The sequence below is a fragment of the Streptomyces sp. NPDC001204 genome, from assembly GCF_053598035.1.
Genome location: NZ_JBSFJL010000030.1, coordinates 47,864 through 66,502 on the forward strand (window position 1 = coordinate 47,864; position 18,639 = coordinate 66,502).

General features: G+C 70.6%; 16 protein-coding genes and 4 pseudogenes. 13 read left to right on the forward strand and 7 right to left on the reverse strand.

Going from position 1 to position 18,639, the window contains the following annotated elements; genetic code table 11:
• Positions 1 to 57 precede the first annotated feature (57 nt).
• Positions 58 to 438 carry a TraR/DksA family transcriptional regulator gene (locus tag ACWC91_RS31600; protein WP_225079728.1) on the forward strand — a complete coding sequence of 127 codons (381 nt, stop codon included), beginning with the start codon at positions 58 to 60 and terminating at the stop codon, positions 436 to 438.
• Between the two features lie 243 nt (positions 439 to 681).
• Here ACWC91_RS31600 and ACWC91_RS31605 read toward each other — a convergent pair.
• Both ACWC91_RS31605 and ACWC91_RS31610 read right to left on the reverse strand, forming a co-directional pair.
• Positions 682 to 970 (reverse strand): annotated as a pseudogene (locus tag ACWC91_RS31605) (histidine phosphatase family protein); the annotation flags it as partial.
• Positions 971 to 1,290: 320 nt separating this feature from the next.
• On the reverse strand, positions 1,291 to 2,289 hold the full coding sequence (locus ACWC91_RS31610; protein ID WP_225079727.1) for a DUF1259 domain-containing protein: 999 nt from the start codon (positions 2,287 to 2,289) through the stop codon (positions 1,291 to 1,293).
• 87 nt (positions 2,290 to 2,376) lie between these two features.
• On the opposite strand from ACWC91_RS31610, the gene ACWC91_RS31615 reads away from it, so the two are divergent.
• Positions 2,377 to 2,859, forward strand: coding sequence for a creatininase family protein (locus tag ACWC91_RS31615; RefSeq protein WP_225079796.1), 483 nt, complete (start codon positions 2,377 to 2,379; stop codon positions 2,857 to 2,859).
• Positions 2,860 to 3,248: 389 nt separating this feature from the next.
• Here the strand turns inward: ACWC91_RS31615 and ACWC91_RS31620 are convergent, their stop codons facing one another.
• Positions 3,249 to 3,740 carry an alpha/beta fold hydrolase gene (locus ACWC91_RS31620; RefSeq protein WP_225079726.1) on the reverse strand — a complete coding sequence of 164 codons (492 nt, stop codon included), beginning with the start codon at positions 3,738 to 3,740 and terminating at the stop codon, positions 3,249 to 3,251.
• 971 nt (positions 3,741 to 4,711) lie between these two features.
• Here ACWC91_RS31620 and ACWC91_RS31625 point away from each other — a divergent pair.
• Positions 4,712 to 5,361: pseudogene (locus ACWC91_RS31625) on the forward strand (helix-turn-helix domain-containing protein); the annotation flags it as partial.
• A 242-nt stretch (positions 5,362 to 5,603) separates the two neighbouring features.
• On the opposite strand, the gene ACWC91_RS31630 reads toward ACWC91_RS31625, so the two are convergent.
• From ACWC91_RS31630 to ACWC91_RS31640, 3 genes and pseudogenes are all read right to left on the reverse strand, one after another.
• Positions 5,604 to 6,086 (reverse strand): WapI family immunity protein, encoded by a 483-nt coding sequence (locus ACWC91_RS31630; RefSeq protein ID WP_225079723.1) that lies wholly within the window; start codon positions 6,084 to 6,086, stop codon positions 5,604 to 5,606.
• A gap of 52 nt (positions 6,087 to 6,138) precedes the next feature.
• Positions 6,139 to 6,863, reverse strand: a pseudogene (locus ACWC91_RS31635) (transposase); the annotation flags it as partial.
• Between the two features lie 130 nt (positions 6,864 to 6,993).
• Positions 6,994 to 7,743, reverse strand: a complete 750-nt coding sequence (locus tag ACWC91_RS31640) for an MFS transporter (RefSeq protein ID WP_225079722.1) — start codon at positions 7,741 to 7,743, stop codon at positions 6,994 to 6,996.
• 388 nt (positions 7,744 to 8,131) lie between these two features.
• Between ACWC91_RS31640 and ACWC91_RS31645 the strand changes: the two genes are divergently transcribed.
• From ACWC91_RS31645 to ACWC91_RS31675, 7 genes are read left to right on the forward strand one after another with little or no spacing between them, the layout of a single operon-like run.
• Positions 8,132 to 9,460 carry an MFS transporter gene (locus tag ACWC91_RS31645; RefSeq protein WP_225079721.1) on the forward strand — a complete coding sequence of 443 codons (1,329 nt, stop codon included), beginning with the start codon at positions 8,132 to 8,134 and terminating at the stop codon, positions 9,458 to 9,460.
• 8 nt (positions 9,461 to 9,468) lie between these two features.
• Positions 9,469 to 9,984, forward strand: a complete 516-nt coding sequence (locus tag ACWC91_RS31650; RefSeq protein ID WP_225079720.1) for a nucleoside deaminase — start codon at positions 9,469 to 9,471, stop codon at positions 9,982 to 9,984.
• 5 nt (positions 9,985 to 9,989) lie between these two features.
• A complete protein-coding gene (locus ACWC91_RS31655; RefSeq protein WP_225079719.1) occupies positions 9,990 to 10,919 on the forward strand; it encodes a polysaccharide deacetylase family protein in 930 nt (309 codons plus the stop codon).
• Positions 10,920 to 10,960: 41 nt separating this feature from the next.
• Positions 10,961 to 12,331: an amidohydrolase family protein gene (locus ACWC91_RS31660; protein WP_225079718.1), complete on the forward strand. Its 1,371-nt coding sequence runs from the start codon at positions 10,961 to 10,963 to the stop codon at positions 12,329 to 12,331.
• Positions 12,332 to 12,333: 2 nt separating this feature from the next.
• Positions 12,334 to 13,653 carry an amidase gene (locus ACWC91_RS31665; RefSeq protein WP_225079717.1) on the forward strand — a complete coding sequence of 440 codons (1,320 nt, stop codon included), beginning with the start codon at positions 12,334 to 12,336 and terminating at the stop codon, positions 13,651 to 13,653.
• Positions 13,654 to 13,665: 12 nt separating this feature from the next.
• Positions 13,666 to 15,129 (forward strand): aspartate/glutamate racemase family protein, encoded by a 1,464-nt coding sequence (locus ACWC91_RS31670; RefSeq protein ID WP_450641574.1) that lies wholly within the window; start codon positions 13,666 to 13,668, stop codon positions 15,127 to 15,129.
• Between the two features lie 40 nt (positions 15,130 to 15,169).
• Entirely contained in the window at positions 15,170 to 16,555 is a 1,386-nt protein-coding gene (locus tag ACWC91_RS31675) for an amidohydrolase family protein (protein WP_450641575.1), read from the forward strand.
• On the opposite strand, the gene ACWC91_RS31680 is transcribed toward ACWC91_RS31675, so the two are convergent.
• On the reverse strand, positions 16,542 to 16,697 hold the full coding sequence (locus ACWC91_RS31680) for a hypothetical protein (protein ID WP_225079804.1): 156 nt from the start codon (positions 16,695 to 16,697) through the stop codon (positions 16,542 to 16,544). The two genes, ACWC91_RS31675 and ACWC91_RS31680, sit on opposite strands and share 14 nt — an antisense overlap.
• A gap of 19 nt (positions 16,698 to 16,716) precedes the next feature.
• On the opposite strand from ACWC91_RS31680, the pseudogene ACWC91_RS31685 reads away from it, so the two are divergent.
• The 3 genes and pseudogenes from ACWC91_RS31685 to ACWC91_RS31695 form a co-directional block, all read left to right on the forward strand.
• A pseudogene (locus tag ACWC91_RS31685) lies at positions 16,717 to 16,950 on the forward strand (hypothetical protein); the annotation flags it as partial.
• A 55-nt stretch (positions 16,951 to 17,005) separates the two neighbouring features.
• Positions 17,006 to 17,347 (forward strand): hypothetical protein, encoded by a 342-nt coding sequence (locus ACWC91_RS31690; protein WP_450641603.1) that lies wholly within the window; start codon positions 17,006 to 17,008, stop codon positions 17,345 to 17,347.
• Between the two features lie 98 nt (positions 17,348 to 17,445).
• Positions 17,446 to 18,141, forward strand: a complete 696-nt coding sequence (locus ACWC91_RS31695; protein WP_450641577.1) for an aspartate/glutamate racemase family protein — start codon at positions 17,446 to 17,448, stop codon at positions 18,139 to 18,141.
• The last annotated feature ends 498 nt before the right edge of the window (positions 18,142 to 18,639 follow it).

Genomic DNA, 18,639 nt, shown 5'->3' on the forward strand with positions numbered 1-18,639 from the left:
CTGGTGGGCGCACGGGTATCCGAAATATGAACCCTTGACGCCGACGTTACCCCCTCTATGAGCGATTCATCCAGAGATGCCCGTTTCTCCCCGCTGCAGCGTGAGTCCTTTCGCAAGCTGCTAGCGGCCGAACGTGCTGGCACGAGCGTGCAGATCGCGGCGTTGAGTCGTGACTTCGATGGAATCGTCGAGGCGAACGCCCTGGTCGCAACCGATGACGAGCACGATCCAGAGGGGTCGAGCACCGCTTTCGAACGGGCCCATGTCGCCGCCATGCTGGCGCAAGCGCGCGACCATCTAGCCGATCTGGATCGGGCGCTGGAGCGCTTGGAGGAGGGCGACTACGGACGGTGCGAGGGCTGTGGCGAGCCGATCCCGAGCCAACGCCTGGAGGTGCGCCCGGCGGCGCGCACCTGCGTACGCTGCGCCGCAGGATGAGGCTTCCCGTGTGCCGAACGCCGTCCGCGCACCCGCCTCCGAACCCGCCCTGAGAAAAACGTGCAGCCCAGGCCCATAATCGTGGGGTCTCGCGAGGTTGATCAGACCTGGCCGATGTCGAGCGCTGCAGGGAAGTGTGCCGGAACCTTGAGCACGCCTGTGAACACATCTCCGTCCCGGTACGCCCTGGCCACCGGACCGAGGACGTAGGTGTACACCAGCGGGATTCCTGTGGCGACCTGCGTCGGCTGCCTCCGGCTGCAGTTCCTCGCGTGTCGGCAGGTTGGGGATGTAGTCGCCAGCCGCTTCGGAGCGACGGCGGGGGACTCCGTCGAGCTGTTCACCGACCAGCCGGGCGGCGTGTTCGGCACGAGCGAGAGGTCCATGGTGGATCGCCGCCAGCGGGACCCCACGGAGCCGCTCCCCCAGCAGGGCGGCCTGGCGGCGGCCCGCATCCGTCAGTTCGCTCTCGTCCGGCGATGCCTCGCCGTGACGGACGAGATAGAGGTAGCCGGGGGGACGTACCGGTCATGGGCGTGTCCTTCAGTGATCTTGCGGACTCACGGAGTGACGCCGACCCGCGCGGCCCGGTTCCACGGAGGGTGGAGTCGGGCATCAGGCCGGATCAGCGCCTTGCGTGGCCGAGGATGCCCGCCCTGCTCAATCGTTGGTCCGGTGGTCACCTGCTTGACGGCCTCGAAGTCGGTGACCAGCCAGGCGTCGGCATCGCCGTAGCGAAGCCGGATCCGTGTGTGGGGGACACGCGACGCATCGGGTCCGCGAGCGCAGGGTCGGACTCCAGGGCTTCGCTGAAGTCGAATGACCAGATGATCGTCTCGTTGTCCCCGGTCATCAGGCGGCTCCTCCGGGCATAGGCACGACGTTGGTGGTGTCCACGGCCCGGCGAAGGCTCTTGGCGAGCCTCACGGCATCGCCGACGGCCCAGTAGTGGACAAAGAACAGGCGTGGTTCGTCGGTCAGGTTGTGGTGATGCACCTCGACGAGTTCAACGCCGCCGAGCCGCAGGGCCACGAGAACGGGCTGGACCTCGCTGGCGATCATCACCAGGTCACCGCTGAGCGCGGCCCTTCCGCCACCGAGCGGCTGGAAGTTGACGGAGGTGGTGGCGCCCAGGCCCGGAGGCAGGATCACAGGGCCGTCAGCAACGGTCTCACTGCGGACGTACGTGCACTTGTAGATCTCTTCGTCGGCGAAGCCCTTGACGCCCAGCGCGGCGTCGATCGCGGCGGTGTCCAGGTGGACGCGCGGCGAGGAAGCGACGGGTACAGGGGGTGGGGTGCCGGTGGTGTCGAGCGCGGCACGCAGACCGCGGGCAATGGCGACGGGGTCGTGGCCGTGGGCGTGCAGATGAACCCACCAGACGTCCGGCTCGTGGGCGAGCAGGTGCTTGTGGATGGCGGTCTGCATGATCCCATGCACCTGCAGAACGTCAATGAAGCGCTGCAGTTCGCGCTCCGTGACCACGGCGTCGCCCATCAGGAGCGTGCTGTGATCGGCGTACCGGACAAAGGACACGTGCGTGCCCAGGGCAAGCGCGGGGTCGATCCGGATACCGCGGGAGTAGACCATGAGGTCCCGGCGCGGCATGCCCGTGTGGTACATGAACCGCCTCATGTCACCGGGCCGACCCAAAGCCTTCCCCACCTCCGCCCAGTCCGCCAGCTTGGTCATCACCGGCTCGACGAGGGCTCGGGCCTGCGGCCCGGCGGACAGGGCACGGGCGCCAGCCGGCGCCCCAATGAGTGCGGGTGCCAGGGCCGCCGCGGCCAGCACCCGGCGCCGAGACGTGGTGAATCGGGAACGGGTGTCGTCCTGTCGCTGGGCAGCCATGTCATGTGCCTCCTGACGCGATGGAAACACGGCAGATCGCGCAGACCCGTGACCCGCTCCGTCACGTCCAGCCAGGTGGGCTAAGAACTGAGCGGGGAGCACCAGGGGTTCCCCGGCACGTTGTCCATCGGCCAGGAGGCCGTCGAGCTGCTCCTCGTCGAGCTCGTGTGCTCGGCTGCGTTGACGTTCCGTCAGGTGATATCAGTGTCCGCGCACGGCGGAAATGCCCAGCCCGTGACCCGGGCGGTGCGCGTGCGCAGCGAGGGGCGGAACGTGCTGGCGTGGGCACCGCGCTGGGACGGTGACGCCCACGTGGGCCGCACCGAGACCTCTGTCATGCGCGCCCTCACTCCTGACCAGGTGCGGTTGGACGCAGCACGGCCAGGGAACCCTACACGGATCCTGGATCGCCTCCCCCAGCTGCGGGAGTCCGGCCTCTCCCTCGTCACGCCCAACGGCATGCTCGGCGACCCTGCCGGCGCACATGCGGAAGAGGGAGAAACCCTGCTGCAGCGTGCGACCGCCGACCTCACTGAGATGGTGAACTCCCAGCGCATCGCCAGAGCTTGACATCTGGGCACGGCCGCAAGAATGCCTGACCGTGCTCGCCAACACGCGGGATGGATACGAACGGCGTCACAGCTGAGATCCCCGGAAATCAACGCATGTCGTGCCGTACCGTCTCAGGGGATGAAGCTCCTGCAGGAGATCTCTCCGCGGCCGTCAGCGCCTCGGCACAGGACGCTGCGGCGACCAGCCCCAGACGTGTCTGTGGGCGGTCGGCGAGGGCGGCGCTCGCCGACCGCCCACGGCTTGGCCAACTCCTCGATCAAATAGCCGAGATGTTGGCGGGAGAGGCCGGTGAAGGCAGGATGGAACAAGGCCGCGCGGGCCCACTTCTTGGTCACACTCGAAGAACCCGCGCTGCCCGCTCCGCGTCACGGCCGGTGAGCGCGCGGTCATGGTTTGCGGGCGGGATGGACGTTCTCCTCCGCCAGCAGGAACGCCGCAACTACCTCTGTGAACGCCTCCGGCGCTGCGTGGTGGATCAGGTGCCCGACCGGGATGGTGACCATGTGCCCGCCGGGGATGCGGCGGGCCGGCTCGGCGACGCCGTCCTGAGACACGTGGCTGCGTGGACCGCCGGCCACCACGAGGGTCTCGGCGGTGACCTGGCTGAGTCGCTCCAGCCACCTGGGATCGGGCTGGTCGATCTGCCGCCTGACGGCCAGCACCATCTCCCAGTCGAAGGTCAGGTCGCCGTCCGGCCTGGTAGGGGTACTCGGCTCCCGGGGACGGGAGACCGGTACGTCCTCAAGGACCAGTCGGCTCACCCGCTGCGGATGGTCCTGCGCGAGCAGGTAAGCCACGATCCCGCCCATGGAATGCCCGATCAGGTCCACGTGGCCCAGCCCCAGCGCGTCCAGGAACCACAGCACATCGGCCCGCATCCGTCACCGACTCCAGGCGCCGGTCTCGGCTTGATGACCACCCGGCCGCCCCGGCCGTCGACTACGAGGAGGCCTGGGCCCGGCGCCGCAGACAGGCACCTGGCCATGCGCTGCCGTGCAGAGCACTGTTTCACGGTGTGTTCCTTGACGGGTTGAGCAGGCCGTGGCCGGGACACAGGGCCCCGCCTGCCTCGGTCCAGGCGAGGTGCTGGCGTACCTGGGCCAGGACGACCTTTCGGTCCTGCGGGCCGTAGGAGGTGCATTCCTGGGTGGCCGGGTCGACGACGCGGACCGTGGTGTCGGGGCCGCTGCACAGCAGGGCGCGCTCGAGGGGGGCAGGCCCAGGCTGAGCGCGTCGCAGCGCTTGCCGCGGATGAGCCGGACGAGGCCTGCGGTCACCGCCTCCCAATCGCCGACCGCAGGCCAGTGGGCGCCGCCATCCAGTTCGTGGGTGAGGGTGGCCAGCGGGACGATCTCGCCCTGCCGACGGCCGCAGGCGAGGCGCTGGTGGATGCGCATCCCATCGGGCTGGCGCACCTGGGGGTGGAGGAGGCAGGCTGCAGCGACGACGGAGGTGTTGATCTCCCGGGCGGGCAGCGGATAGTACGGTTCGTGGGCGAACAGCAGGTACAGGCCGGTGGCTGCCGGCTGGTGGCCGGCTTGCCCGTCCGGCACGTGCGCGTGTTCCTTCGAAGGTGTGGCGTTGCTCGGTTCGTTCACGAGGTGGGTCCTTCCAGGAGTGGGTCAGAGCGGTGGTGCAGCGGCCTGTTGGGGTGGGCGCGCCCGTACGAGCCGCTCGTGACAACGGGCCGCTGCGGCTGCTGCCCGAAGGGGTTCAGCCGATGAGCGATCCCGACCGTCGGCGGTTCTCGACGACGGCCGAACGCTGACCCTCTGACGGCGGATCAAAAGTGACCCACTTGGTGATCTTCGTCTGACTCTGGCCTTGGTGATCAAGGTCAGGAGGGAAGGTGATCCTCGTGGAGGACTGGGCAGAGATCCGCCGGCTGCACCGGGCCGAGCAGATGCCGATCCGGGCGATCGCACGGCATCTGGGCATTTCGAAGAACACCGTCAAGCGGGCCCTGGCGAACGACCGGCCGCCGCAGTACCGGCGGCCGGCCAAGGGCTCGGCCGTCGACGCGGTCGAGGTGCAGATCCGGGAACTGCTGCGGGAGACCCCGACGATGCCCGCGACGGTGATCGCCGAGCGGATCGGCTGGGACAGGGCATGACGATTCTCAAGGACCGGATCCGGGAACTGCGGCCGGCCTATGTCCCGGTCGATCCGGTCTCCCGCACGGTCTATCGGCCCGGCGAGCTGGCCCAGTGCGATCTGTGGTTCCCCGAGGCCGACATCCCCCTCGGCTATGGGCAGAGCGGACGCCCGCCAGTCCTGGTGATGGTCTCCGGCTACTCCCGCGTGATCGCCGCTCGGATGCTGCCCTCCCGCAGGACCGGCGACCTGATCGACGGACACTGGCGGCTGCTGACTGAGTGGGGTGCCGTCCCCAGGACGCTGGTCTGGGACAACGAGGCCGGCGTCGGCCGCGGCAGCCCTACCAGCGAGTTCGCCGCGTTCGCGGGCCTGCTCGCCACCAGGGTCCACTTGTGCCGCCCAACGCCGAGGCCGGGCAGGCGATGCGCCAGGAAGTACGCCGTCGGCCCACCGGCCAGGTCCACGCCGTCGGCTCCGCCTCCAGTGCGCTCATAGAGGTCGAACAACGCGAGCTGGGCTCCTACGACCGGCTGTTCACCGTCATCGACGGCGGCGAGGGCAAGGAGGCTTCCCAATAGAGAAGTCAAGGCATGGAGCGTGTGCTGGGCAGCCAACGGACCGCATCCAGGAAGAAGGGGTGTTGATCAGCGGGTCGGGAAAGACGTCAAAGCAAGATCCCACTGGTCAGCCGCGTGAAGGAGTGCAGCCGTATCCAGATGCACTTCTACGACGTACTGGTAGAGGTCTGCTGCGTCATCGCCCTGCTGCCACGGGGGCGCCCCTTCCAAAGACGGGTGAACGCGAAGCACCACCCTGGCGTCGTTCCGGTCGGCGAGGCTGAACGCTAGGACCGGCTCGACGAACCACGTATCCGGGGACAACTCGCCGTTGGCATCAGGTCCGGTTACAGCCAGCGTCCCCGCTGCTACCGCACGCAGCCAGGCGGCCACCTGACGCGCTTCACCGGTCAGCAGACAGGGTTCGGCAAAGGACCAGCTGCCATCGGGAGTCCTGACGGAACCACTGATGACCAGCCAGTCGTCGTCGTAGGCGTCGCCGCTGACCGTGGGGAACTGATAGCGCAGCGGGCGGAGGTCGACAGTGTTTGTGTGATCGCTCAATTGCACCGCCGCAGGATGTCACGGCCCTCGCCCGGCTTTTCACAGGGTGGGGTGAGGATCAGGGTGCCGCCGTCACTGGTGGTGGTGTGACCTCGTAGAGGCGGCGGTCACGGATCAGGGCCCAAAGGACGTTGACGCGGCGGCGGGCAAGGGCGATCACGGCCTGGGTATGCCGCTTTCCCTCGGCACGCTTGCGATCGTAGAACCGGCGCGAGTTCGGATCAGAACGGATGCTGAGCAGCGCGGAAGTGTAGAAGACGCGTTGCAGGCGCCTCTGGTAACGCTGCGGTCGGCGCAGGTTTCCGCTGACCTGTCCGGAGTCGCGTGGCGCGGGGGCGACGCCGGCGAAGGCTGCAAGCCGGTCCGGTGTGGGGAAGGCATCCAGGCGGCCGCCGATGCCGGCCAGGAACTCGGCGCCCAGCGTGACGCCGATCCCGGGCATGGAAAGGATCACCTCGGCGAGCTCGTGCTCGCGAAACTGGCTCTCGATGAGCTTGTCGGTCTCCGTGACCTTCTCGTTGAGGGCCATCACCTGCTTCACGAGGGTGAGGACCATTCTCGCGATGGCGGACTCTCCGGGGCAACGGCGGTGTGCTGACGCTCAGCGGCCTCGACGGCTCTTGCAGCGAGGGACTCGGCAGTGCGCACCTTCCGAGTACGCAGCCACGCCGTCAGGCGTCTGGTGCCCAGCCGACGGATGGCGGCAGGTGCCTGGTAGCGGCTCAGCAGCACGAGCGGTCCTGCGGTGTTGAGCTCAAGCATCCGCTCCAGCGCCGGAAACATGCTGGTACCCAGAGGCACGACGCCATCACGAGGGCGGCCGGCAGGAGGAGAAGCGACCCGGCGACGCCGCGGAGCTGGAAGAGCGCCGCGGTCGCCGTACCGATGCCGTTGGCGAGGAACGCCGTCGCCGTCAGCGCCGCGACCGTCCCCGCACTCGCGCCGGCCCGCTCGCCCAGCACGGAGGGCAGCAGCCGAGGACGCCGAGGAACTCCGCGGAGTAGCACAGCGAGATCGCCGCGCACCACCACAGCGGCCGCACCGCTAGCCGGCGCGCAGGCTCGCGCAGCATCCGCGTCGCGTCCGGGATCCCAGACTCGACGTGCGGCGCGGGCAGACCCCGGGAGGCCACGGCCAGGACGGCTCCTGCAGCGGCCGCGGCCAGGCCGGCGCCTACCCACATCGGGCGCCAGCCCGTCACCTCCACCAGCGTGGGCGTGGCCGCCAGCATCACCGCGATCCCCACCGGCATGCACGCGGGCCACAGCCCGAACAGGATCCGGAGCCGGCGCAGATCGAGTACCTGCGCGAGGAACGTCGGCCCGCTGATCATCATCAGCAGCAGGCCGGCACCCTCGAGGACCCGGGACAGGAAGAGGGTCTTCGCGTTCCAGCACGCGCTTCCGGCGAGGCTGCCGAGCGCGAGGCACGCCGTCGCGAGCAGCGCGGGCCAGCGGGCGCCGACCAGTGTCGAGAGGGCGGGTACGGCGAACGCGGTGCCGGCCGCGATCAGGTTGGTGAGCGAGAGGACCCAGTTCGCCTGGACGAGCGAGAGCCCGAGGTCGTCGCCGATGGCGGGCAGCGCGGTGGGCACCTTGCCGACCTGCATCGCCGCGACGACGTTCGCGCCGAGCACGGCCACGACGAGGAACGACCTCCGCACTGCCGGACCACCCTCATTCCAATTTTGTATCCCGAACTGCTTGACGGCGTCCATCGGACGCGAGCAGTATCCCGGTATACCAAACATGAACAGGGTGACTCGAACGGCGATCTCGAACTCACCGTCGGGCGCCAGGCTCAACCGGTCCGACCAGGGCCGCGATCGACCAGGTCGCTGACCTTGCGTCAGCACCTGACGCGCGCTCAGCTCCGAATAGTCGACGGCATTCGACCAGCCCAGGAAGAGCCGTCGGCAGCCGACTGAGGAGCACGGCCCCGCCGCATCAGGCAGGGGGCCGTGCGAGGTCGGTGTCCACCCACATCGCTGCCGTGCGAACTGCGAAATCCCTCGGCAGCGGCGTACTCGAACACCTGTCTTGGAGGCTAGCATGCACGCAGCTCTCAAGACCGGCGCCCCGGGCGCCGGTACTCGCACCGACCGGAAGGCGCTCCGACGCGTCGTCGGCGCGAGCGCGGTCGGCACGACCCTGGAGTGGTACGACCACTTCATCTACGGCTCGGCGGCCGCCCTGGTCTTCCCGAAGCTCTTCTTCCCCGAGAGCGACCCCGCGACGGCGACGATGCTCTCGCTCATCACGTACGCCGTCGCGTTCGTGACCCGCCCGCTGGGCGCGGCGATCTTCGGTCACTTCGGCGACAAGTACGGCCGCAAGAACGTGCTGATCCTGACCCTGGTCCTGATGGGTACGGCGACCGGCCTGATCGGTGTGGTGCCCACCTACGGCTCGATCGGGATCCTCGCCCCGCTGCTGCTTGTCGTGCTCCGCTTCGTCCAGGGCATCGGCCTTGGTGGCGAGTGGGGCGGTGCGGCGCTCATGGTCGGCGAGTTCAGCAACGACGGCAAGCGCGGGCTGCTCGGGTCGCTCGTCCAGATCGCCAGCCCGGTCGGCCTGCTGCTCGCGAACGCGGTCTTCTCGATCGTCACCTTCCTGGTGTCGGAGGAGGCGTTCTTCGCCTGGGGCTGGCGGGTGCCGTTCCTGCTGAGCACCGTCCTGGTGCTCGTCGGGCTGTGGATCCGCCGGCAGGTGCAGGAGTCGCCGCTGTTCGAGGAGGAGGCCGCGGCCGACGAGGTCGGCAAGGCGCCCCTGCTCGAGGTGGTGACCTGTCACTGGAAGCGCGTGCTGCTGGCGATCGGCTCCCGGGTCGGCAGCGACGTGACCTTCTACGTCTTCAACGTCTTCATCCTCGTGTACGGGACCACCCAACTCGGCCTGCCCCGCCAGACTTTGCTCACCGCCGTCCTCTTCGGTGCCGCGAGCCAGGCGGTCAGCATCCCGATGTGGGGTCACCTGTGCGACCGGATCGGCCGTCGGCCGGTCCTGGGCATCGGCGCCGTCGGCGCGATGGCGTGGGGCTTCGCCTTCTTCCCGCTGCTCGGGTCCGGCGTCGACGCGCTGGTCTTCGTCGCACCGGCCGTGGGCAACTTCTTCATCGCGGCGATGTGGGGTCCCCTCGCGGCCTACGTCCCGGAGCTGTTCCCGACCCGCGTGCGGTACACCGGAGCCGGCCTGGGCTTCCAGAGCGCCGGCGTGTTCGGCGGCGCGCTCGCCCCGATCATCACGGCGGCGCTGGTCACCAAGTACGACACGTGGGTGCCGGTCTCGGTGTACCTCGCCGCGTTGCTGGTGGTGCTGATCTCCTGCGTGGCGATCGCCCGAGAGACCGCGGCGACCGACCTCCGCGAGATCGGCCGGTGAGCACAGCCGTGACGCCAACCCCCGACGCCGACGCGTGCGACCGCACGGACCGCATGTTCCTCCAGGCCGCGCTGAGCGAGGCCGCCAGCGCCGGTGCGCGCGGCGACCTCGCGGTCGGGGCCGTCATCGTCGCCGGCCAGGACATCCTGGCCGGCGGCGGCAACGAGGCGATGACCAGCGGCGACCCGATGGCCCACGCCGAGGTGGTCGCGCTGCGCGACCTCACGGCCGCCCACCCGGGCCGGTCGCTGGAGGACGCCACGATGTACACGACGTTCGAGCCCTGCCCGATGTGCCTGGGTGCCTGCCTCGTCTACCGGCTCGGCCGGGTCGTCGTCGGCGGCACCCGGCTGCCCGGCGACCGGCCGTGGGGCGGGTACGACCCGGCCGGGTTCGCGGCTGCCGTGGCCACGACCGGCCCACGGCTCGACGTACTGACCGGGCCGTTCGCCGACGAGTGCCGCGACCTGCGTCAGCGCTCGATCGACGCGGGCGCCGTACCGATCCTGACCATCGAGGAGTGACCCCCATGTCCACGAACCCCTCTGCGCCCGGCGGACGCGACCTCGTCGGCTACGGTCGCGACGGCGCTGCCATCGAGTGGCCCGGGCGGGCGCGCGTCGCGGTCTGCCTGGTCGTCAACTACGAGGAGGGCAGCGAGCTCAGCTACCCCGTCGACGGCCGCAACGAGATCCCGCAGGAGTTCGACTATCCGCCGCTGCCGGTCAGGGACCTTGGCAACGAGACGATCTTCGAGTACGGCTCGCGCGCTGGCATCTGGCGTCTCCAGCGCATCCTCGACGGGCTCGACCTCCCGATCACCGTCCAGGGCTGCGCCCAGGCGCTCGAGCTCAACCCGGAGGTCGGCGCCTGGATCAAGGAGCGCGGCCACGACGTGTGCTGCCACGGCTACCGCTGGGAGAACGTGAGCACGCTCGACCGCGACACCGAGCGCGAGCGGCTGCACATGGCGATCGAGTCGATCGAGGCCACGTGCGGCGAGCGGCCGCGGGGCTGGTACAGCCGGCAGCCCGCATCGGTCAACACCCGCGAGCTCCTCGTCGAGGAGGGCGGCTTCCTCTACGACAGCGACTCCTTCGCCGACGACCTGCCGTACTTCGTGCGGGTGCAGGGCACGGACCACCTCGTCATCCCCTACTCCTTCACCCTCAACGACGGGCTGTTCCTCCCCGGGCAGTCCTACTCCGGGCCGAACTCGTTCCTGGACTACGGCAAGCGCGCCTTCGACCTGCTGTGGGAGGAGGGCGAGACCCGGCCGCGGATGATGAGCATCGGGCTGCACGCCCGGCTCATGGGCCAGCCCGCCCGCGCGCACGCCCTGCGCGAGCTCCTTCAGTACATGCTCGGCCACGACGACGTGTGGTTCACCCGGCGCCTCGACATCGCGCACTGGTGGTGGAACCAGTACCCGCCCGGCACCATGCAGCCGCGTCCCTGACGCGACGTCGTACTCACCACAGACCCAGGAGACGACCACACATGTCCGATCTCACCCTCATCACGAACGCCACGGTGATCACCGTCGACGAGCAGCGCACCGTCATCCAGGACGGGGCAGTGGCCGTCGACGGCCGCCGGATCGCCGCCGTCGGGAAGACCGCCGACCTCCGGGCGCAGTACGCCGGAGCGACGGAGGTTGACGCGTCCGGGCAGATGCTGCTGCCGGGCTTCGTGAACCTGCACGTCCACTGCGCGATCGGTGTCACCCGCGGCATCGGCGACGACATGGGCGGCGCGCCGATCTACCGCCGCGACATCCCGCAGGGGGTGGTCATGTCACCCGACGACACCTACGTCATGTCGCTGCTAGGGGCGATGCAGGCGCTGGCGTTCGGCTCCACGACGATCGTGGAGAACTACATCCACTCGCAGTCCAACGTCCGGGCCCTCGCCGAGGTCGGCCTCCGCGCCGTGGTGAGCGAGCGGATCCACGACGCTGACCTGTTCAGCGTGCGGCACGGCGCCTACACGTACGACGCGGCGCGCGGACAGCGCCTCCTGGAGGCCAACGCGCGCCTGATCGAGGACTGGCACGGGTACGACGACGGCCGGATCACCTGCCACGTCGGGCCGCACGGCCCGGACACCGCGAGCCCTGACCTGCTCCGCCGGGCGCGGGCGCTCGCGGACGAGGCCGGGGTCGGGATGTTCACCCACCTCGCCCAGAGCGCCGGCGAGGTCGCCCAGGTGCGAACGCTCACCGGCCGCAGTTCGGTGCAGCACCTGGCCGACACAGGCGTCCTCGGACCGGACCTGATCGCGGGGCACTGCGCGTTCCTCGAGGACGGCGACGCCGCGCTGCTCGCCGAGTCGGGCGCGACCGTGTGCCAGCTCCCCGCCGTCAACGCCAAGAGCGGCTGGATCGCGCCGGTCGCCGAGCTGCGACGCCTCGGCGCGCGGGTCGGGCTCGGCACCGACAACATGGTCCACGACATGCTCGAGCAGATGCGCTTCGCGGTCTGCGTCAACCGGATCAGCGACGGCAACGCCGAGTCGATCAAGGCCATGGACGTGCTGGAGATGGCGACCATCCAGGGCGCTCGCGCCCTCGGCCGCGAGCACGAGCTCGGCTCGGTCGAGCCCGGCAAGCTCGCCGACCTGCTGCTGGTCGACCTCAAGGGCCCGCACCTGGCGCCCGTGCTGGACCCGGTCGCGAGCATGGTCTTCGCCGGCCAGTCCGCCGACATCCACTCGGTGATGGTCGGCGGGGAGTTCGTGGTCCGCGACCGCCAGGTGCTCACCATCGACCCGGTCGCGGTGCGCCAGGACGCGCAGAAGCGGGCCGAGCACCTCTGGTCCGCGGTCGCCGGCTGGGCGCCCGCGGACGGCCCGACGGGATGCCGGTGCTGACGATGCGAACCGACCGGACCCTCGTCGACACCGCGCGCGCCATCGCGTCGGGCGCCACCACTAGTCAGGAGGTCGTGGACGCCGTCTTGGCGGTGGCGGACGCCACCGAGCCCGACGTGCACGCCTACGTCGCGCTCGACGAGGGCGCCGCGCGGGCCGCAGCCCGCGCGGCCGACGCGACGCCTGCGCAGGAGCGCGGCCCGCTGCACGGGCTCCCGATCGGGGTCAAGGACCTCATCGCGACCGCCGGCCTCCCAACGCGCGCGGGCTCGCAGAGCTGGGCGCGGTCGTACCCGATCGACGACGCGGCCGTCGTACGCCGGCTCCGCGCGGCGGGCGGCATCGTCATCGGCAAGCAGCACACGCACGAGTTCGGCTACGGGCTCGATGAGCCGCCGACGCGGCACCCGCTCGATCCCACCAAGTACGCCGGGGGGTCCACGATCGGCGGTGCGGTCTCGGTGGCCGTCGGGTCGAGCCTGGCCGCGATCGGCACCGACGGCGGCGGCTCGATCCGCAAGCCGGCCGCGCTGCACGGCCTGGTCGGTCTCAAGCCGACACACGGCCTTGTCGACACCGCCGGGGTCGTGCCCGGGACGACGTCGAACGACCACGTCGGCTGGATCACCACGACCGTCGCGGACTCCGCGCTCCTCCTCGCCGCGCTCGCCGATCTCGGCCCGGTGCGGACGGACGAGAGCGTCGCCGGGCTGCGGGTCGGCTGCGCTGGCTACTTCTTCCGCGACCTCGAGCCGGCGGTCGACGGCGCGGTGCGCCGCAGTCTCGACCTGCTCGCGGCCGGCGGCGCCGAGGTCGTGTGGCTGGAGATCCCCGAGCTGGAGCAGGCGGCCGAGGCCCACGGCATTATCGGTGCGTCGGGGGCCGCCGCGCACCACCGGGACGTGCCCGCCGATGTCCGAGCGGGCTACTCCCCCGGCGTGCAGGGGTTCCTCGCGCAGGCCGAGCGAATTACCAAGGACGAGGTCGCCCGCGCATGCCGCGTGCGCGACGACGTACTACGTGCCGTCGACGCCGCGCTGGAAACAAAGCGGCTCGACGTGCTGTGCTCGCCGACGCTGGCGCTCGGTGCGGTGCCGCTGACGACGATGCGGCCGGAGGTCGACCTGCCGCGCTACTGCCGGCTGACGATGCCCTTCAATCTGACCGGTCATCCTGCGGCCAGCGTGCCGTGCGAGCACGGCGACAAGCCCGTGGGGCTGCAGGTCGCCGCCCGGCACGGGGCGGATGCGACGACCCTCCGCGTGGCGGCCGCGGTGGAGGCGCACACTGTGGCGCGGGCGGCCGCCGTGGCCCGAGGGTGAGAGGACGGGACGATGAGCCAGACCGACCGCGTGACGAGCAGTGAGTCCACGCTGCGCGACCAGGTCCGCGACGAGATCAGGAGCCGGATCTCCGACGGCCGCTACCCGGCGGGCGCGCGGCTCGTGGAGCAGCGGCTCGCCGACGAGTACGGCACCTCGCGGATCCCCGTGCGCGAGGCGCTCCGCATGCTGGAGTCGGAGGGGCTCGTGGTCACCGTTCCGCGCCGGGGCGTTGTCGTCGCCAGCCTCAGCCGCGCCGACCTGGAGCACCTGTACAACCTGCGGGAGTCGCTGGAGGCGATGGCCTTCCGGCTCGCCGCGGCACGGGCGACTCCCGGCGAGGTGCGCTCCCTCCACCGCCTGCTCGAGCGGATGCGAGCCGCGGTGGAGGGCGGCGACCACCGCGAGATCGTCGCGGTGAACACGCAGTTCCACAGCCAGGTCGTCGAGATGGCGGGCAACCCCTACCTCGGGACCGCGCTGCAGCCCGTCGACGGCCGGCTCCGGGTCATGATCGGCATCAACCACGACTACGGTCGCCAGTTCGCCGAGCACGAGGCGCTCATCAAGGCGATCTCGGACGGCGACGCCGACCGGGCGGCCGCCCTGGCCGCCGCTCACGTCGACGCGAGCCGGCACAGCACCCTCGACCGGTACGACGAGCACGGGCCCGCGCCCGCGCCCGCCCCCGGCCCGATTACGACGCCGGCCGACGCCGACCTGCGGCTGCTGGTCGTCAACCCCAACATCAGCACGTCGGTGTCCAACCTGATCGAGGCCGAGGCCAGGCGCGCGGCGAGCCCCGGCACCGAGATCGTGATGCGGACCGCCGAGAGCGGCGTCGCCTACATCGAGACCCGGCTCGAGTCGCTGCTCGCCGGGCCCGCCGTGGCCGAGCTGGTCGCCCAGGCCGGCACCACCGCCGACGCCGTCGTCGTGGCGGCCTTCGGGGACCCGGGCCTGCCCGCCCTCAAGGAGCTGGTCGACGTACCTGTCGTCGGGATCACCGAGGCCGCGCTCGCCACCGCGTCCCTGCTCGGCGCGCGGATGTCCATCGTCGCGATCTCCGAGCGGATCACCCCGTGGTACCGCGACTGCGTGGAGCGCAACGGCCTGCTCGGGCGGCTCGCGTCGATCCGCTCGCTGCGGGACCCGCTCCACGGCATCGGCACCGTCCAGGACGACTTCGGCCCCGAGCTGGTGCGCCTGGCCAACCAGGTCGTGACCGAGGACGGCGCCGACGTCGTCATCCTTGCCGGCGCGCCGCTGGCCGGCCTCGCGCGCGAAGTCGCCGATCAGATCCCGGTGCCGGTCGTCGACGGCGTCGCCGCCGGTATCGCCCAGGCCGAGGCCCTGGTGCGGCTCGCGCCGGGCCCCGCCCGCGCAGGGTCGTACGCCGGCCCGCCGGCCAAGGCCCACCGCGGGCTGTCGCCGGCGCTCGCCGCGGCGCTCAAGGCCGCCCAGAACCGCGACTGAGCACCCGCCCCCTGACCTCACCCCGATCCTGGAGAACCGCATGGCCCTGGACCTGCTCATCACAAACGCGACGATCGTCAACGCCGACGGCCGCGTGCACGGCCACGTCGGGGTCTCCGACGGCCGGATCACGACCCTGCTCGCGCAGGACGTGGCACAGCTCCCCGCGGCGACGCGGACGATCGACGCGAGCGGGCGGTTGGTGATCCCCGGCGGCGTGGACGCGCACTGCCACGTCGAGCAGGTCACCGGTGAGTACAAGTCGCTGGACACATTCCGGACCGCCACCACCGCCGCCCTGCACGGCGGGACGACGACGATCATCGACTTCGGCATCCCCGCCGACCGGGGGGAGAGCCCGATCGCGGCGCTGCGCAACAAGCTCAGCCTGATCGAGGGCGCCCGCTGCGACGTGGCGCTGCACGGCTCGGTGCTGGCGTGGGACGACACGGTCCCGGCCCAGCTCGACGAGATGGCCGAGCTCGGGGTGCGGTCGGTGAAGCTCTACACCACCAACCGCGGCACGACGATGGCCGACGAGGACACCATCCTGCGGGTGATGAAGGAGATGGTGCGCCTGGACGGGCTCACCTACCTCCACTGCGAGCACGACGCGATCGTCGTGGACCAGACCGAGACCTGCGCGAGCGAGGGCCCCCTCGGAATCGGCCACCTGCCCCGGTCGCGGCCGGCGCTCTCCGAGGACGCGTCGGTGCGGGAGATGATCGCCGTCGCGGAGCACACCGGTGCGCCGGTGTACCTCGTGCACCAGACCACGGCGGCCGCCGTCCGGGCCGCCGCGGAGGCCCGCGCCCGCGGCCTGCAGGTCTTCTCAGAGACCTGCCCCCATTACCTGCTGCTGGACGAGTCCGTGTACGCCTCCTCCGAGCCGGAGCGGTTCGCGTGCTGCCCGCCCATGCGGCCGGCGGAGACGGTACGCCAGCTCAGTGACGAGGTCGCGCTCGGCAACGTCCACACCCTCGCCTCCGACCACTCCTGCTACGACCTCGCCCAGAAGCGCAAGTGCAGCCACGACGTACGCCGCATGCCGCACGGCCTCCCCGGCGTGGAGACCCGGATGCCGGCCGCGTTCACGGCGGTCGTCACGCGCGGCGGGCTGAGCGTGGATCGCTTCGTCGAGCTCTTCTCCACCGCACCGGCACGGATCAACGGCCTGCGGAGCAAGGGCGTGATCGCCGTCGGGTACGACGCCGACCTCGTCGTTTTCGACCCGACCGCGACCCGCCGCGTGGACGGCGCCGCGCTGCACCAGGGCTCGGACTTCTCCCCCTTCGACGGCCTGGAGCTCGCCGGCTGGCCGAGCACCGTGGTCAGCGGCGGCCGGATCGTGGTGGACGAGGGCCGGTTCGTCGACCCCGGTCCGGTCGGGCGGTTCCGGGCGCGGGCGGGCTTCAGCGAGAGCTGAGCCCGTAGCCGGCCAGCCACCAGTCGGCGGTGTCCAACCGGCGGGCCCACCAGATCTGGCCGGCAGCGCGAAGGGAGAACCGGTGCAGCGGGACACGGATCTGGCAAGTGCCGGGCATCGACGTCTTCGACGGCATCATCATGACCTCGGTCCTCGGCGGTATGAACCCGCGGGCGGTCAAGACGGCGCTCGGGTACGGCGCGGGCGCGCGGCTAGTGCACTTCGGTGCGCACTGCACGCACTTCATGGCCAGCCACGAGGGCAACTACGTCGACGGGAAGCCGGTGCCGCTCAAGGACCAATACCCCGATTTCCATCGGGATCTGGACATATCGGTCCGGATCCTGCTCGACGGCCCGGTGCCGGACGACCTCGCCGAGATCCTCGGACTGATCGCCCAGCACCCGCACGTGCATATCAACACCGGTCCCGTCGCGGTGGAGGAGGCAGTTGCGCCTCGCGGACCTCGCGATCGACGCGGGCATCAAGAAGGTCGTCGTCGCCCACCCCTGCCGCGGCCGGATGACCGTGGAGCAGCAGCGCAAGCCCGCCGAGAAGGGCGTCACGCTCAAGGGCGCGGTCTCGGACTGGATGTTCCACCGCGGCCTGCCGCGGCAGAACTACTACAACGAGCGGGAGTGGGTCAATGAGATCGCCGGCATCGCACCGGAGTTCGGCGGCGTGATGCCGCGGGCGCGGCAGATCCGCGAGATCGGGGTCGAGCACTTCATCCTCGGCACCGACTACGGCATCCGCTCCGGCCCAACGCGGTCGAGGGCATGCGCACGCTGATCAGCACGCGGCTCGACCTCGACTTCACCGTCGACGAGATCAACACCATGATCAAGACCAACCCCGCCCGGCTGCTCGACCTCGACCAGGAGTGAACCGTGACCCCCTCTGCCCCGACCGTCCTGCTGGTGAACCCCAACAGCAACCGCGACACCACGCTGATGATGACGGACCTGATCCGGCCGCGGCTGGCGGCTGCCGGACTCGAGGTAGAGGGGGTCACGGCCGAGCACGGCCCGCGGATCCTGGTCGACCCTGAGGCGCTGGCCGCCTCCGCACCGCACGTCGTGGACGTCGTACGACGACGTCTCGAGGCCGACGAGGACGGCCGGTTCGCGGCGGTCGTGGTCGCGGCGATCGGCGACCCCGGGCGTGACCAGCTCGAGAAAGTGCTGGACCTGCCGGTGGTCGGGATCGGCCAGGCGTCGATCGCCGAGGCCGCACGCGGCGGCCGCCGGTTCGGCATGGCGACGAGCACGCCGCTGCTCGTCGACTCGCTGACCTCCCTGGTCGGCCGGTACGGCGCCGCCGACGCCTTCACCGGCGTACGACTCACCAAGTCCGACCCGCTCGTGCTCGCCGCCGACCCCGAGCGCCAGCTCCAGGCGCTCGCGGAGGCCGTCCGCGTCAGCATCGCCGACGGCGCCGAGGCCGTGATCATCGCCGGCGGTCCCCTGGGCGAGACGGCTCGCCGGCTAGCGGCGCTCGACCTCGCGCCGATCATCGAGGCGCTGCCCAGCGCGGCTGCATTCCTGGTCGACGTGCTGGGAGCGTCGTCATCCTCCGCCTCGTGACCGGGCCGAGACCATCTTGGAAGTGCCGTGTCGCTCGTGCGTGCTGGAAGCTTAGCCTCGCGCTTTCGTGAGCGGTGCTGTCCGAAGCTTGATCAAATAAGCGAGGAGTGCCGCTGACCTCGGGTGATGGGACTTGCACAGGGTTCTCTTCGCCGTACGGAACGCCGCACTCCCCAGCTGAAGAAGCGTATCGGGTCGTATCCGTGTGGCCGTGTCGAGAGCGACGGTCGTGGCGTGGTGACGCAGGCCAGTGCCGTACTACCCGGCGCTGCGGTGTGGGCGACGATGTCGCACGTCCCCTTTCAGTACCGAGCCCAACCCGTCTCGGCGGCCCCACCGGTCCGGCCGGTCAGGCACCCGATCCAGTACCTCAACGAGAGCTGGCAGGCCGTTGGCCCCGCACCGGCACCGGCAGGTGCGCTTCGACCACGTCCTCGCAGCGCCAGAAGGGCATCGAGCAGGAAGAGGGCATGCGAGCGCGACCCCGGTTCGTGATCG

Bases quoted from the DNA above. Each gene is read 5' to 3' on its own strand.
- ACWC91_RS31670 (WP_450641574.1), top strand. From the start codon at position 13,666: ATGAGCCAGACCGACCGCGTGACGAGCAGTGAGTCCACGCTGCGCGAC.
- ACWC91_RS31620 (WP_225079726.1), bottom strand. From the start codon at position 3,740: ATGCGGGCCGATGTGCTGTGGTTCCTGGACGCGCTGGGGCTGGGCCAC.
- ACWC91_RS31680 (WP_225079804.1), bottom strand. From the start codon at position 16,697: ATGATGATGCCGTCGAAGACGTCGATGCCCGGCACTTGCCAGATCCGT.
- ACWC91_RS31645 (WP_225079721.1), top strand. From the start codon at position 8,132: ATGCACGCAGCTCTCAAGACCGGCGCCCCGGGCGCCGGTACTCGCACC.
- ACWC91_RS31675 (WP_450641575.1), top strand. From the start codon at position 15,170: ATGGCCCTGGACCTGCTCATCACAAACGCGACGATCGTCAACGCCGAC.
- ACWC91_RS31665 (WP_225079717.1), top strand. From the start codon at position 12,334: ATGCGAACCGACCGGACCCTCGTCGACACCGCGCGCGCCATCGCGTCG.
- ACWC91_RS31655 (WP_225079719.1), top strand. From the start codon at position 9,990: ATGTCCACGAACCCCTCTGCGCCCGGCGGACGCGACCTCGTCGGCTAC.
- ACWC91_RS31660 (WP_225079718.1), top strand. From the start codon at position 10,961: ATGTCCGATCTCACCCTCATCACGAACGCCACGGTGATCACCGTCGAC.
- ACWC91_RS31610 (WP_225079727.1), bottom strand. From the start codon at position 2,289: ATGGCTGCCCAGCGACAGGACGACACCCGTTCCCGATTCACCACGTCT.
- ACWC91_RS31600 (WP_225079728.1), top strand. From the start codon at position 58: ATGAGCGATTCATCCAGAGATGCCCGTTTCTCCCCGCTGCAGCGTGAG.